At 62.1% G+C, this 13,058-nt stretch carries 13 protein-coding genes; 6 read left to right on the top strand and 7 right to left on the bottom strand.

Going from position 1 to position 13,058, the window contains the following annotated elements; genetic code table 11:
* The first annotated feature begins 296 nt into the window (after positions 1-296).
* Genes IF690_RS18955 through IF690_RS18930 form a run of 6 tightly spaced genes read left to right on the top strand, consistent with a single transcriptional unit; the run spans position 297 to position 6,257 of the window.
* Positions 297-1,391 carry an ABC transporter ATP-binding protein gene (locus tag IF690_RS18955; RefSeq protein WP_202696910.1) on the top strand — a complete coding sequence of 365 codons (1,095 nt, stop codon included), beginning with the start codon at positions 297-299 and terminating at the stop codon, positions 1,389-1,391.
* A complete protein-coding gene (locus IF690_RS18950) occupies positions 1,391-2,506 on the top strand; it encodes an ABC transporter ATP-binding protein (protein ID WP_202696909.1) in 1,116 nt (371 codons plus the stop codon). The genes IF690_RS18955 and IF690_RS18950 overlap by 1 nt, the downstream gene beginning before the upstream one ends.
* Positions 2,503-3,369, top strand: coding sequence for a carbohydrate ABC transporter permease (locus IF690_RS18945; RefSeq protein ID WP_202696908.1), 867 nt, complete (start codon positions 2,503-2,505; stop codon positions 3,367-3,369). Before IF690_RS18950 ends, IF690_RS18945 begins: the two co-directional genes overlap by 4 nt.
* Positions 3,370-3,380: 11 nt before the next feature.
* Positions 3,381-4,181 (top strand): carbohydrate ABC transporter permease, encoded by an 801-nt coding sequence (locus IF690_RS18940; RefSeq protein ID WP_007929618.1) that lies wholly within the window; start codon positions 3,381-3,383, stop codon positions 4,179-4,181.
* A 10-nt stretch (positions 4,182-4,191) separates the two neighbouring features.
* Positions 4,192-4,464 (top strand): DUF2160 domain-containing protein, encoded by a 273-nt coding sequence (locus IF690_RS18935; RefSeq protein ID WP_009049795.1) that lies wholly within the window; start codon positions 4,192-4,194, stop codon positions 4,462-4,464.
* Positions 4,465-4,514: 50 nt separating this feature from the next.
* Positions 4,515-6,257, top strand: a complete 1,743-nt coding sequence (locus tag IF690_RS18930) for an ABC transporter substrate-binding protein (protein ID WP_023964376.1) — start codon at positions 4,515-4,517, stop codon at positions 6,255-6,257.
* 180 nt (positions 6,258-6,437) lie between these two features.
* Here IF690_RS18930 and IF690_RS18925 read toward each other — a convergent pair whose 3' ends face one another.
* The 7 genes from IF690_RS18925 to nuoJ form a co-directional block, all read right to left on the bottom strand.
* A complete protein-coding gene (locus tag IF690_RS18925; protein ID WP_202696907.1) occupies positions 6,438-6,752 on the bottom strand; it encodes a helix-turn-helix domain-containing protein in 315 nt (104 codons plus the stop codon).
* On the bottom strand, positions 6,742-7,092 hold the full coding sequence (locus IF690_RS18920) for a type II toxin-antitoxin system RelE/ParE family toxin (protein ID WP_096376050.1): 351 nt from the start codon (positions 7,090-7,092) through the stop codon (positions 6,742-6,744). The genes IF690_RS18925 and IF690_RS18920 overlap by 11 nt, the downstream gene beginning before the upstream one ends.
* A 246-nt stretch (positions 7,093-7,338) precedes the next feature.
* Positions 7,339-8,802, bottom strand: a complete 1,464-nt coding sequence (nuoN, locus tag IF690_RS18915) for an NADH-quinone oxidoreductase subunit NuoN (RefSeq protein WP_009044594.1) — start codon at positions 8,800-8,802, stop codon at positions 7,339-7,341.
* Positions 8,803-8,809: 7 nt separating this feature from the next.
* A complete protein-coding gene (gene nuoM, locus IF690_RS18910; RefSeq protein ID WP_202696906.1) occupies positions 8,810-10,342 on the bottom strand; it encodes an NADH-quinone oxidoreductase subunit M in 1,533 nt (510 codons plus the stop codon).
* Between the two features lie 39 nt (positions 10,343-10,381).
* The gene (gene nuoL, locus IF690_RS18905; RefSeq protein ID WP_124321368.1) at positions 10,382-12,235 is read right to left on the bottom strand and encodes an NADH-quinone oxidoreductase subunit L; all 1,854 of its coding nucleotides are present in this window, start codon (positions 12,233-12,235) and stop codon (positions 10,382-10,384) included.
* Positions 12,232-12,540, bottom strand: coding sequence for an NADH-quinone oxidoreductase subunit NuoK (gene nuoK / locus IF690_RS18900; RefSeq protein WP_023964387.1), 309 nt, complete (start codon positions 12,538-12,540; stop codon positions 12,232-12,234). Before nuoK ends, nuoL begins: the two co-directional genes overlap by 4 nt.
* A gap of 13 nt (positions 12,541-12,553) precedes the next feature.
* Entirely contained in the window at positions 12,554-13,054 is a 501-nt protein-coding gene (nuoJ, locus tag IF690_RS18895) for an NADH-quinone oxidoreductase subunit J (protein ID WP_009049787.1), read from the bottom strand.
* Positions 13,055-13,058 lie beyond the last annotated feature (4 nt).

Genomic DNA, 13,058 nt, shown 5'->3' with positions numbered 1-13,058 from the left:
TCGGCCGGTCTGCCACGGCTGTGCCACCGATCGCAGCCTGCGCCAGCGGTTACATAAAGCAGTCCTGGCCACGAAAACGTCCATCCAGTGTTGTTCACTCTTGTTCATTGTCAACCGCCGGACTGTTCAGTTGTTCAGTGCGGGTTGTTCATTTCTGTTCAGCTGTGAACCCTCGGACCGCCTGCCTTTGCATAAATACCAGGCTTATCAGTGGCTTGGTTGGCTGTCGCGGTTCTGGCACGAAAGTCGCTCTGTTGCTCCGGTCGCTTGACTCCAATAATAAAAAAGGCCGAGCCATGTCATTAACGCTGGAGCACGTCAGCCGTGTCGTCGAGGGCCAGACCTGGATCGATGACATCTCGCTGCGCTTTGAACCCGGTTCCTTCAATGTCCTGCTGGGGCGCACGCTGTCCGGCAAGACCAGCCTGATGCGCTTGATCGCCGGGCTCGACAAGCCCGCCAGCGGGCGCATCCTGATGAACGGCGTGGACGTCACCGGGCGCCCGGTGCGGCTGCGCAATGTGTCGATGGTCTATCAGCAGTTCATCAACTACCCGACCATGACCGTGTTCGAGAACATCGCCTCGCCGCTGCGCCAGGCTGGCGTTTCGGCGCAACTGATCGAGAGCAAGGTGCTGGAGACGGCGAAGATGCTGCGGATCGAGAAGTTCCTGCGGCGCCATCCGCTGGAGCTGTCCGGCGGCCAGCAGCAGCGTACGGCCATGGCCCGGGCGCTGGTCAAGGATGCCGAGCTGATCCTGTTCGACGAGCCGCTGGTCAACCTCGACTACAAGTTGCGCGAGGAACTGCGCCAGGAGATGCGCGAGCTGTTCCAGGCCCGCCACACGATCGCCATCTACGCCACCACCGAACCCAACGAGGCGCTGGCCCTGGGCGGCACCACCACCATCCTCCACGAGGGGCGCCTGGTGCAGAGCGGCAGGACCGCCGAGGTCTATCATCAGCCGCAGATGGTGCTGGCCGCCGAGCTGTTCTCCGAACCGCCGATCAACCTGATGCCGGGGCGCATCGCCGGCAATGAGGTGAGCTTCGCCAATTTCGTGCACTTTCCGCTGAACGTCGATCTGCGCCCGGTCGGCGAGGGCGAGTTCCGCTTCGGCGTGCGGCCCAGCCATATCTCCCTGGTGCCGAGCAACGACGACGACCTGGAGCTGGCGGTGACCGTCGAGGTCGCGGAAATCAGCGGCTCGGAAACCTTCCTGCATGTGCGCAACGAACAATTCCTGTTGGTGCTGCACCTGCCCGGCGTGCACGAATACGACGTCGATGCGCCGATCCGGATTTATATCCCCACCCACAAACTGTTCGTCTTCGATGCCCAGGGCCGTCTGGTCCAGGCACCGGGGCGGCGCGTCGCGAGGGTTGCCTGATGGCCGAGATCCGTTTGCACAACCTCGCCCACAGTTACACCAGCACCCCGGCCGGGCCCGAGGACTATGCGATCCGGGAGATGAACCATATCTGGGAGCAGGGCGGCGCCTATGCCTTGCTCGGGCCGTCCGGCTGCGGCAAGTCGACCTTGCTCAATATCATTTCCGGGCTGCTCAGCCCGTCCCAGGGGCAGGTGCTGTTCGATACCCAAGTGGTCAACGAGCTGACTCCCGAGAAGCGTAATATCGCCCAGGTTTTCCAGTTCCCGGTGGTCTACGACACCATGACGGTGTTCGACAACCTGGCCTTCCCGCTGCGCAACCAGGGCATGGCCGAGGCCAAGGTGCACAGCAAGGTGCAGGAGATCGCCGAGGTCCTCGACCTGCAGGCGCTGCTGAACAGGAAGGCGCGCAACCTCAGCGCCGACGAGAAGCAGAAGGTCTCCATGGGTCGCGGCCTGGTGCGCGACGACGTGTCGGCGATCCTGTTCGACGAGCCGCTGACGGTGATCGACCCGCACCTGAAGTGGAAGCTGCGGCGCAAGCTCAAGCAGATCCACGAGCAGTTCAACATCACCATGGTCTACGTTACCCACGACCAGCTCGAAGCCTCGACCTTCGCCGACAAGATCGCAGTGATGTACGGCGGCCAGATCGTCCAGTTCGGCACCCCGCGGGAGCTGTTCGAGCGGCCGAGCCATACCTTTGTCGGCTACTTCATCGGCAGCCCGGGGATGAACCTGATCGAGGTCAGGGCAGAGGCTGGCGGTGTCAGGTTCGCCGGGACCCATCTGGCCTTGCCCGAGGCCTTGCGGCAGCGGATCGCCGAGACCGATTACCAGAGCCTGAAAGTCGGCATCCGCCCGGAATTCATCCATGTCTGGGACGAGCCTTACGAGGAGGCGCTGCAGGCCGACGTGGTTCACATCGAGGACCTGGGTACCTACAAGATCATGACCCTGAACCTCGACGGCGCGATCTTGAAGGTGCGCCTGGCCGAAGACAAGCCGGTGCCGCAGGGCAGGGCCTGCATCAGCTTCCCCGCACAGTGGCTGATGGTCTATGCCGACGAATACCTGCTGGAGGCTCACGCCACGAACGAGGTGCAGCCATGAACAAAGTGCAGAACAACAAGGCCTGGTGGCTGGTACTGCCGGTGTTCCTGCTGGTGGCCTTCAGTGCGGTGATCCCGATGATGACCGTGGTCAACTATTCGGTGCAGGACATCTTCGACCAGTCCAGCCGCTATTTCGTCGGCGCCGACTGGTATCGCCAGGTGCTGCTCGACCCGCGCCTGCACGATTCGTTGCTGCGCCAGTTCATCTATTCGGCCTGCGTGCTGCTGATCGAGATTCCCCTAGGCATTGCCATCGCCCTGACCATGCCGAGCAAGGGGCGCTGGTCGTCGATGGTGCTGATCATCCTCGCCATTCCGTTGCTGATCCCGTGGAACGTGGTGGGCACCATCTGGCAGATCTTCGGCCGCGCCGACATCGGCCTGATGGGCTCGGCGCTGAATGCCCTGGGCATCGATTACAACTACGCGGCCAACACCATGGATGCCTGGGTCACGGTGCTGGTGATGGACGTGTGGCACTGGACCTCGCTGGTGGCGCTGCTCTGCTACTCGGGGCTGCGGGCGATCCCGGACGTGTACTACCAGGCGGCGCGTATCGACCGGGCATCGAACTGGGCGGTGTTCCGCCACATCCAGTTGCCGAAGATGAAAAGCGTGCTGCTGATCGCGGTGATGCTGCGCTTCATGGACAGCTTCATGATCTATACCGAGCCGTTCGTGCTCACGGGCGGCGGGCCGGGCAACGCCACGACCTTCCTCAGCCAGACCCTGACCCAGATGGCGATCGGTCAGTTCGACCTGGGCCCGGCCGCGGCGTTCTCCCTGGTGTACTTCCTGATCATCCTGCTGGTGTCCTGGCTGTTCTACACCGCCATGACCCACTCCGACGCCAATCGCTGAGGACGGCCGCCATGACCAAGCGCAAGCTGATACCGCTGCTGATCTACATCCTGTTCCTGCTGGTGCCGATCTACTGGTTGCTGAACATGTCGTTCAAGAGCAACAACGAGATTCTCGGCAGCCTGACCCTGTGGCCCCAGGACTTCACCTGGCACAACTACAAGGTGATCTTCACCGACCCCAGCTGGTACACCGGCTACCTCAACTCGTTGTATTACGTCAGCCTGAACACGGTGATTTCCCTGAGCGTGGCGTTGCCGGCGGCCTATGCGTTCTCACGCTACCGCTTCCTCGGCGACAAGCACCTGTTCTTCTGGCTGCTGACCAACCGCATGGCGCCGCCGGCGGTGTTCCTGCTGCCGTTCTTCCAGTTGTATTCGTCCATCGGCCTGTTCGATACGCACATTGCCGTGGCCCTGGCCCACTGCCTGTTCAACGTGCCGCTGGCGGTGTGGATTCTCGAAGGCTTCATGTCCGGGGTGCCGAAGGAAATCGACGAGACCGCCTACATCGACGGCTACAGCTTTCCCAAGTTCTTCGTGAAGATCTTCGTCCCGCTGATCGGCTCGGGGATCGGCGTGACGGCGTTCTTCTGCTTCATGTTTTCCTGGGTCGAGCTGCTGCTGGCGCGGACCCTGACTTCGGTGAACGCCAAGCCGATCGCCGCGGTGATGACCCGCACCGTGTCCGCCTCCGGTATCGACTGGGGCGTGCTGGCGGCAGCCGGGGTGCTGACCATTCTGCCGGGCATGCTGGTGATCTGGTTTGTTCGCAACCATGTGGCCAAGGGCTTCGCCCTGGGCCGGGTATGAGGATCCGTTGATGGAATGGATGAACTGGACCGCCCCGACGGCGGCATTCTTCGGTGTCATTGCCTTGATCCTGCTGGGCATGACCACATGGGAATTGCGTTCGCCGAGCATCCCTCGGCGCGGCTTCCTGCCGATTGCCACCACCCGTGGCGATCGTCTGTTTATCGGTCTTCTCGGCAGCGCCTACCTGCATCTGCTGGTAATCGGCGTCACCGACTGGAGCATCTGGGTGGCGTTCGTGCTGTCCCTGGTGTGGCTGTTGGCTGTGATGCGTTGGGGCTAGCCGGGCGCGTGCGCGGTGGTCCTGCTTCGAAATTCAACCGGGAGGTCTCTATGTTCGACAAAAACAATAAGCTGCGACATAGCGTTTCATTGGCGGCCATGCTGGCTCTGAGCGGCTTGAGCGCGACGGCCTGGGCCGACGCCTATGAGGACGCCGCGAAAAAATGGATCGGCAGCGAGTTCAAGCCATCCACCCTGACTGCGGAACAACAGCTGGAAGAGTTGAAGTGGTTTATCAAGGCGTCCGAGCCGTTTCGCGGCATGAAGATCAACGTGGTCTCGGAAACCATCGCCACCCATGAATACGAGTCCAAGGTGCTGGCCAAGGCCTTCAGTGAAATCACCGGGATCAAGCTGACCCACGACCTGCTGCAGGAAGGCGACGTGGTGGAAAAGCTGCAGACCCAGATGCAGTCGGACAAGAACATCTATGACGGCTGGGTCAACGACTCCGACCTGATCGGCACGCACTTTCGTTATGGCAAGACCGAATCCATCACCGACCTGATGGCCAACGAGGGCAAGGACTACACCTCGCCGACCCTGGATATCAAGGACTTCATCGGCATCTCCTTCACCACCGCGCCGGACGGCAAGATCTACCAATTGCCCGACCAGCAGTTCGCCAACCTGTACTGGTTCCGCGCCGACTGGTTCGAGCGGGCCGACCTGAAAGCCAAGTTCAAGGAGAAGTACGGCTACGAGCTGGGGGTGCCGGTGAACTGGTCGGCCTATGAGGACATCGCCAAGTTCTTCAGCGAGGACGTCAAGGAGATCGACGGCAAGCGGGTCTACGGGCATATGGACTACGGCAAGAAGGACCCGTCCCTGGGCTGGCGCTTCACCGATGCCTGGTTTTCCATGGCCGGTGGCGGCGACAAGGGCTTGCCCAACGGTTTGCCGGTGGACGAGTGGGGGATCCGCGTCGAGGATTGCCATCCGGTGGGCTCCAGCGTGACCCGCGGCGGCGATACCAACGGCCCGGCGGCGGTGTTCGCCACCACCAAGTACGTCGACTGGATGAAAAAATACGCGCCACCGGAAGCGGCGGGCATGACCTTCTCCGAATCCGGGCCGGTGCCGTCCCAGGGCAATATCGCCCAGCAGATCTTCTGGTACACCGCCTTCACCGCCGACATGACCAAGCCGGGCCTGCCGGTGATGAACGCCGACGGCACGCCGAAATGGCGCATGGCGCCGTCGCCCAAGGGACCGTACTGGGAGGAGGGCATGAAGCTGGGGTATCAGGACGCCGGCTCCTGGACCTTCCTCAAGTCCACCCCGGAGAAACAGAAACTCGCGGCCTGGCTCTATGCCCAGTTCGTGACCTCGAAAACCGTGTCGCTGAAGAAAACCATCGTCGGCCTGACACCGATCCGCGAGTCGGACATCAACTCCCAGGCGATGACCGACCTGGCGCCGAAGCTCGGTGGCTTGGTGGAGTTCTATCGCAGCCCGGCCCGTGTGCAGTGGACGCCGACCGGCACCAACGTGCCGGACTATCCACGCCTGGCGCAGTTGTGGTGGAGCCATATCGCCGAGGCGGCCAGCGGCGAGAAAACCCCGCAACAGGCACTCGATGGCCTGGCCAAGGACCAGGACGCGATCATGACCCGGCTCGAGCGCTCGAAAGCCCAGGCCACCTGCGCCCCGAAAATGAACCCCGAGCGCGACGCGCAATACTGGTTCGACCAACCGGGCGCACCGAAACCGAAACTGGCCAACGAGAAACCCCAGGGCGAGACCGTGAGCTACAACGAACTGCTCAAGTCGTGGGAGGCGGCGCGCAAGTAAGGTTGTGGATCGGTAATGCGCAACGGCACCTTCGGGTGCCGTTTTGTTTTGGGACTGATTGTTGTGGTGCCAGAGCCATCGCTGTCGCGGCCAGACCAGTTGTCGAAGGATTGGGTAACGCCCTTCTTCTGCAGGAGCGAGGCTTGCCCGCGATGACGTCCTTCGAACCAGTGCAGAGCTTCAGGCCAGTGCTGCCAGCCGCTCCACCGTATCGGGAAAACGCTGTACCAGGCGGATCAGGGTGGTGGCCTGAGCATTGGGTTTTGCCCGTCCTTGCTCCCAGTTTTCCAGGGTTCGAGTATGGGTGCGCAGGTACATGGCAAATACCGATCTGGACAGGTTCAGCTGCTCGCGCACGGCCAGTACTTCTTCGGCGGTGATTGGAAGCAATGCGTTCAGCTTGACCTTGTGGGTGCGCAGCGTGACCTTGCCTTGGCGCTCTTTGGCCAGGGCATCGAAACCTTCGACCAGTTCGGAAAAGATGTCACGTTTCATGATGGGTTCTCGCCTCGACTTCTCTGTTCAGCAGTTGCTTGAGCAGTTTTTTCTGATGGGGTGTCAGGTCGTTCTGCTCGTTCTTTGCGTAAAGGGTGAAGAGCCAGAATTGGGCGCCTCCGGACCACCAGTAATAAATCACCCGGATCCCGCCGCGTTTGCCCTTGTGCCGTCGCTCATCGACAAAGCGGATCTTGCGCAAGCCACCGGTTCCCTCGATGAGATCTCCGGCTTCGGGGGCTTTCAGCAATTCAAGCTGCAAGCTACGAAAAAGCTCGTCGTCCAGGTAGTCCTGTCGATGGCGTTGGAACGGGGGTAACTCAATAAAAAGTGCGTCCATGCTCTGTACGTAATCTGCGTATATTTTTGATTGGATGGGTCGAGAGGTCAAGACGTTGCGCATGGCGCTCGTCGCTTTTTAATGACCTTAGACTTGGCAATCAGGATGAGATGTAGGGCGCGTCTTTAAAGCCTGAAAGGCAATTCCTATCAGGTGGCAGGAGGAAGGGCAGGGCGGTTTTTCTTTGGAAAACAAAACGGCGCCCGAAGGCGCCGTCTTGTTTTACCGCGGATCGTGCTTGAGCGATCAGCCCGCCAGACCGGATTGCTGGACCAGGGTCAGCAGCGGTTGTGGGTAGACGCCGAGGAAGAACGCCAGGACCGCGATGGCCAGCAGCATCACGCCGCCGGCTTTCTGTTCCCAGTGCAGCTGGGCGTCGACGCGGCGCAGGTTCGGCTCGATCAGGTACAGGGTGACCATGACGCGCAGGTAGTAGAACACGCCGATGGCACTGCCCAGGACCAGGGAACCGACCAGCCACCATTGGTGCGCTTCGACACCGGTGGCAATGATGTAGAACTTGCCGATGAAGCCCGCGGTCAGTGGGATACCGGCCAGGGACAGCATCATCACGGTCAGTACGGCGGTCAGGTACGGACGACGCCAGAACAGGCCGCGGTACTCGTACAGGGCATCCGCGTCGCGACCCTTGTAAGGCGAGGACATCAGGGTGATCACGCCGAAGGCTCCGAGGCTGGTGATCACGTAGGTGACCAGGTAGACGCCGATGGCTTCCATCGCCAGGCCCTTGCTCGCCACCAGGGCGATCAGCAGGTAACCGAAGTGGGCGATGGACGAGTAACCCAGCAGACGCTTGAGGTTGCTCTGGGTCAGCGCCAGCAGGTTACCGAACAGGATCGAGGCAATCGCGATCAGGGTCAGCACGGTGTTCAGGACACCGCTGCTGGCCACCGGCGAGATCTGGAACAGACGCACCATCACCGCGAATACCGCCACCTTGCTCGCGGTGGCCAGGAAGGCCGCCACAGGTGCTGGAGCCCCTTCGTAGACGTCCGGAGTCCACAGGTGGAAGGGCACCAGCGACAGCTTGAACGCCAGGCCGATCAGCATCATGCCCAGGCCCAGCTGGGCCAGCGGGCTAGGCAGGCCGGTCGCGGCCAGGGCCTGACCGATGCCGTTGAAGCTCAGGCTGCCGGCTTCGGCGTAGAGCAGGGCCATGCCGAACAGCAGGAACGCGGAACCGGCGGCCGACAGCACCATGTACTTGATGCCGGCTTCCAGCGAACGCTTGTTGAAGAAGGCATAAGCCACCAGGCCGTAGACCGGTACCGAAAGCAGCTCCAGGCCGATGAACAAGCCGGCCAGGTGTTGCGCGCTGACCAGGACCAGGCCACCGGCGGCGGCCATCAGGATCAGCAGGTACAGCTCTTCGCGGTTGCCCGGGTAACCGGTGCCGCCATCGCCCAGGTAGGCATGGGCAAGGGTGACGCAGGCCAGGGTGGCCACCAGGATCAGTGCCATGTACAGGCAGGCGAATTGGTCGATCTGCAGCAATGGAGTCACCGCCAGAGGGGTGACTTTCAGGGCCGGCAGGATCGACAGCAACGCCAGGTTCAGGCCGGCGACCGACAGCAGGAAGGTTTGCGAGTGGTTGCGACGCCAGGCGATAGCCAGCATCACCACAATGATGGTGAGGCTGGTGATCAACAGCGGCGCAAGCGCGATAAAGTGTTGAATCGTAAAGTCCATAGCGCTCTTACCGGGCCGAAGCGAGTTGAGTGAAGGCGGTGCCGAGCCATTGCTGCACGCCACTCATCGTGGCGGCAGAGGTATCGAGGAACGGTTGCGGGTAGATGCCGATGTAGATCAGCAGCGCCGCCAGGCCGACCACCATGATCAGTTCGCGAGCGTCCATGCCGTGCAGGACCGCGTCCGACTTGGCCGGGCCGAAGTAGGCGCGGTGAATCATGATCAGCGAGTAGACCGAACCGAACACCAGGCCGGAAGTCGCGAGCACGGTGACCCATGGCGCGCTGGCGAAGGTACCGATCAGGATCAGGAACTCGCCGACGAAGTTACCGGTCGCCGGCAAGCCCAGCGAGGCCGCGGCGAAGAACAGGCTGATGGCTGGCAGGTAGGCGATCTTCGACCACAGGCCGCCCATTTCACGCATGTCGCGGGTGTGGGTGCGTTCGTACAGCTGGCCGCACAGGATAAAGAGTGCCGCCGCCGACAGGCCGTGCGCCAGCATCTGGATCACCGCGCCCTGCAAGGCCAGCTGGCTGCCGGAGTAGATGCCGATCAGCACGAAGCCCATGTGCGAAACGCTGGAGAATGCCACCAGGCGCTTGATGTCGGTCTGGGCGAAGGCCAGGAAGGCACCGTAGAAGATCCCGATCAGACCCAGGGTCATGGCGATCGGCGCGAACTCGGCCGAGGCGTTCGGGAACAGCGGCAGGGCAAAGCGCAGCAGGCCGTAGGCCGCGGTCTTCAGCAGGATCCCCGCCAGGTCCACGGAGCCCGCGGTCGGTGCCTGGGCGTGGGCATCGGGCAGCCAGGAGTGGAACGGCACCACTGGCAGCTTCACCGCGAAGGCGATGAAGAAGCCGAGCATCAGCACGTACTCGGTGGTGGTCGACATCTTGGTCTTCAACAGGTCGGCGTAGTTGAAGGTAATCACGCCGGTGTCGTTGAAGTTGACCAGCACCAGACCGAGGATCGCCACCAGCATGATCAGGCCGGAAGCCTGAGTGAAGATGAAGAACTTGGTCGCGGCGTAGATCCGGGTTTTCTTGCCGTCCGAAGAACTGTGACCCCAGAGCGCGATGAGGAAGTACATCGGCACCAGCATCATTTCCCAGAAGAAGAAGAACATGAACAGGTCGAGGGCGAGGAACACGCCGACGACACCGCCCAGGATCCACATCAGGTTCAGGTGGAAGAAGCCCACGTGACGCTGGATCTCTTTCCAGGAACAGAGGACAGAAAGCACGCCCAGGAGGCCGGTCAGCAGGATCATCAACAGCGACAGGCCGTCGAGGGCCAGGTGCACATTGATGCCGAAGCGCTCGATCCAGACGTGCTTGAACTCCAGGGTCCAGGTCGGATCGGCGCCAGGCGCCGGAGCGAGTGAATAGTCGCCGTGGGCCCACAGCCAGAGGCCGAGGGCGAGCAACAGGGACATGGTGATCAGCGCAATCCAGCGGGGGAGGGTGGCGCCGAAGCGCTCACCCATCCAGCACAGCAGGCCGCCGATGAAGGGGATCAGGATTAGCCAAGGCAGAATCATGACGGGCTCAATTCCTTTCGCAAGTTCGCAAGGTTCATATCAGACCGCTACCAGCACGACGGCGCCGATAACCAGCACGGCACCAGCAGCCATCGAGGCGGCGTACCAACGCAGTTGACCGGTTTCCGTACGGCTCAGGGAGTTATGGCCCCCTTTGGCCAGGCGCGGGATCAGACCGATGGTCTGGTCGAGCGGGTCTTTGCGCAGTACATGGCTGATCGCCAGATATGGCTTGACGAACAGTTTGTCGTAGATCCAGTCGAAGCCCCAGGCAGCGAACCACCAGGCCGAGAGGAGGCGGCCGATGCCGCTGTTGGCAATGGCGGTAACGAAGCGACGCTTGCCGAGGAACAGCAGCGCGGCCAGCAGGATACCGGCGATGGCGATGGCGCCGGACGCGAGTTCCAGGCTGTGCTTGGCTTCGCCGCCGGCATGGCCGACGCTGAGCGGCAGCACACCGTGCAGCGGTGGGGTGATCATGGCGCCGACGGCGGTCGACAGAATGATCAGCACCGACAGCGGCAGCCAGTGGCTGATGCCGTGGCCGGCGTGGGCTTCGGTCTTGGCTTCACCGTGGAAGGTGATGAAGATCAGGCGGAAGGTGTACAGCGAGGTCATGAAGGCGCCCACCAGGCCGGCATACAGCAGGCCATGGTTACCGCTGGCGAAGGCTTCCCAGAGGATCTCGTCCTTGGAGTAGAAACCGGCGGTGACCAGTGGCAGGGCCGCCAGGGCCGCGCCGCCAACGATGAAGCTGGCGTAGGCCAGCGGCAGTTTCTTCCACAGGCCGCCCATCTTGAAGATGTTCTGCTCGTGGTGGCAGGCAACGATCACCGCACCGGAGGCAAGGAACAGCAGGGCCTTGAAGAAGGCGTGGGTCATCAGGTGGAAGATCGCGCCGTCCCAGGCGCCAACGCCCAGGGCCAGGAACATGTAGCCGATCTGGCTCATGGTCGAGTAGGCGAGGATCCGCTTGATGTCGGTCTGTACCAGCGCGGCGAAGCCGGCCAGCACCAGGGTCACGCCACCGACGACGCCCACCAGGTGCAGGATGTCCGGCGCCAGGGCGAACAGGCCGTGGGTACGGGCGATCAGGTAGACACCGGCGGTCACCATGGTCGCGGCGTGGATCAGTGCCGAAACCGGGGTAGGACCGGCCATCGCATCCGCCAGCCAGGTCTGCAGCGGCAGCTGGGCGGATTTACCGACCGCGCCACCCAGCAGCATCAGGGTCGCCAGGACGATCCAGAAGTCGCCGGCCTGGAACTTCGCAGGCGCCGCGACCAGCAGTTGCTGGATGTTCAGCGTACCCAGTTGCTGGAACAGGATGAACAGGCCGATGGCCATGAACACGTCGCCGATGCGGGTGACGATGAAGGCCTTGAGTGCGGCGTTACCGTTGTTGCGGTTGCTGTAGTAGAAACCGATCAGCAGGTACGAACACAGGCCCACGCCTTCCCAGCCGAAGTACAGGAACAACAGGTCGTCGCCGAGCACCAGGAACAGCATGCTGGCGATGAACAGGTTGGTGTAGGCGAAGAAGCGCGAGTAACCGTCTTCACCGCGCATGTACCAGGACGCGAACAGGTGGATCAGGAAACCCACGCCGACCACCACGCCGAGCATGGTCACGGACAGGCCGTCCAGGTACAGGGCGAAGGTTGGCTTGAAGTCGCCAACAGTCATCCACTGCCACAGCACCTGGGTGTAGTGGCCACCTTCCGGCGGGGCGACATTGAATTGCCAGATCACATAAGCCGCGACAATCGCCGACAGGCCAACGGAGCCGACACCGATCAGGGCGGCGAGGTTTTCCGAGAGGCGTCCACGGGAGAACGACAGCAGCAGGAAACCGATCAGGGGGAACAGGAAAGTCAGATAGAGAAGGTTCATCCGCGCATCTCGCTGGCAGCGTCGATATCGAGAGTGTGGAAGCGGCGATACAGCTGCAACAGGATCGCCAGGCCGATACTGGCCTCGGCGGCTGCCAGGCTGATCACCAGGATGAACATGACCTGTCCATCCGGCTGCGCCCAGCGGCTACCGGCGACGATGAAGGCCAGGGCGGAGGCGTTCATCATCACCTCCAGGCTCATCAGCACGAAGAGAATGTTGCGGCGCACCATCAGGCCGACCAGGCCGAGACAGAACAGGATGCCGGCAACGGCCATGCCGTGCTCCAGAGGGATAGTTCCGATAGTAGGCATGGTCTTACTCCTTTGCCTCGTTGCGGCCCAGGTGGAACGCCGTGACGGCTGCGGCGAGCAGCAGCATCGAGGCGAGTTCGACCACCAGCAGGTAAGGACCGAACAGGCTGATGCCCACGGCCTTGGCGTCCACGGTGGTGTGGCCGATACCGGTACCGCTCTGGTGGCTGAACAGCACGTACAGCAGTTCCACCAGCAGCAGGGCGGCGAGCACCACCGGCCCGAGCCAGATCCCCGGCTTGAGCCAGATGCGTTCCTGCTGAACCGAGGCAGGCCCCAGGTTCAGCATCATCACCACGAACACGAACAGCACCATGATGGCGCCGGCATAGGCGATCACTTCCAGCACACCGGCGAACGGTGCGCCGAGGCTGAAGAAAGTCATCGCCACGGCGATCAGCGAAATGATCAGGTAGAGCAGGGCGTGCACAGGGTTGGTGTTGGTCACCACGCGTAGCGTGGAGACAACGGCGACACCTGACGCGAAATAGAAAGCGAATTCCATCTTT

Origin of the sequence: Pseudomonas sp. SK3(2021) (assembly GCF_016772375.1) — a bacterium.
In the GTDB taxonomy this organism is placed as follows: domain Bacteria; phylum Pseudomonadota; class Gammaproteobacteria; order Pseudomonadales; family Pseudomonadaceae; genus Aquipseudomonas; species Aquipseudomonas chlororaphis_I.
The sequence above is the reverse complement of the archived record's forward strand: the minus strand, read 5'-3'. Positions and strand labels throughout refer to the sequence as shown.

What these genes read in the sequence shown, in the direction of transcription:
- IF690_RS18955 (WP_202696910.1), top strand. Translation starts at nt 297, where the DNA reads ATGTCATTAACGCTGGAGCACGTCAGCCGTGTCGTCGAGGGCCAGACC.
- IF690_RS18950 (WP_202696909.1), top strand. Translation starts at nt 1,391, where the DNA reads ATGGCCGAGATCCGTTTGCACAACCTCGCCCACAGTTACACCAGCACC.
- IF690_RS18945 (WP_202696908.1), top strand. Translation starts at nt 2,503, where the DNA reads ATGAACAAAGTGCAGAACAACAAGGCCTGGTGGCTGGTACTGCCGGTG.
- IF690_RS18940 (WP_007929618.1), top strand. Translation starts at nt 3,381, where the DNA reads ATGACCAAGCGCAAGCTGATACCGCTGCTGATCTACATCCTGTTCCTG.
- IF690_RS18935 (WP_009049795.1), top strand. Translation starts at nt 4,192, where the DNA reads ATGGAATGGATGAACTGGACCGCCCCGACGGCGGCATTCTTCGGTGTC.
- IF690_RS18930 (WP_023964376.1), top strand. Translation starts at nt 4,515, where the DNA reads ATGTTCGACAAAAACAATAAGCTGCGACATAGCGTTTCATTGGCGGCC.
- IF690_RS18925 (WP_202696907.1), bottom strand. Translation starts at nt 6,752, where the DNA reads ATGAAACGTGACATCTTTTCCGAACTGGTCGAAGGTTTCGATGCCCTG.
- IF690_RS18920 (WP_096376050.1), bottom strand. Translation starts at nt 7,092, where the DNA reads ATGGACGCACTTTTTATTGAGTTACCCCCGTTCCAACGCCATCGACAG.
- nuoN (WP_009044594.1), bottom strand. Translation starts at nt 8,802, where the DNA reads ATGGACTTTACGATTCAACACTTTATCGCGCTTGCGCCGCTGTTGATC.
- nuoM (WP_202696906.1), bottom strand. Translation starts at nt 10,342, where the DNA reads ATGATTCTGCCTTGGCTAATCCTGATCCCCTTCATCGGCGGCCTGCTG.
- nuoL (WP_124321368.1), bottom strand. Translation starts at nt 12,235, where the DNA reads ATGAACCTTCTCTATCTGACTTTCCTGTTCCCCCTGATCGGTTTCCTG.
- nuoJ (WP_009049787.1), bottom strand. Translation starts at nt 13,054, where the DNA reads ATGGAATTCGCTTTCTATTTCGCGTCAGGTGTCGCCGTTGTCTCCACG.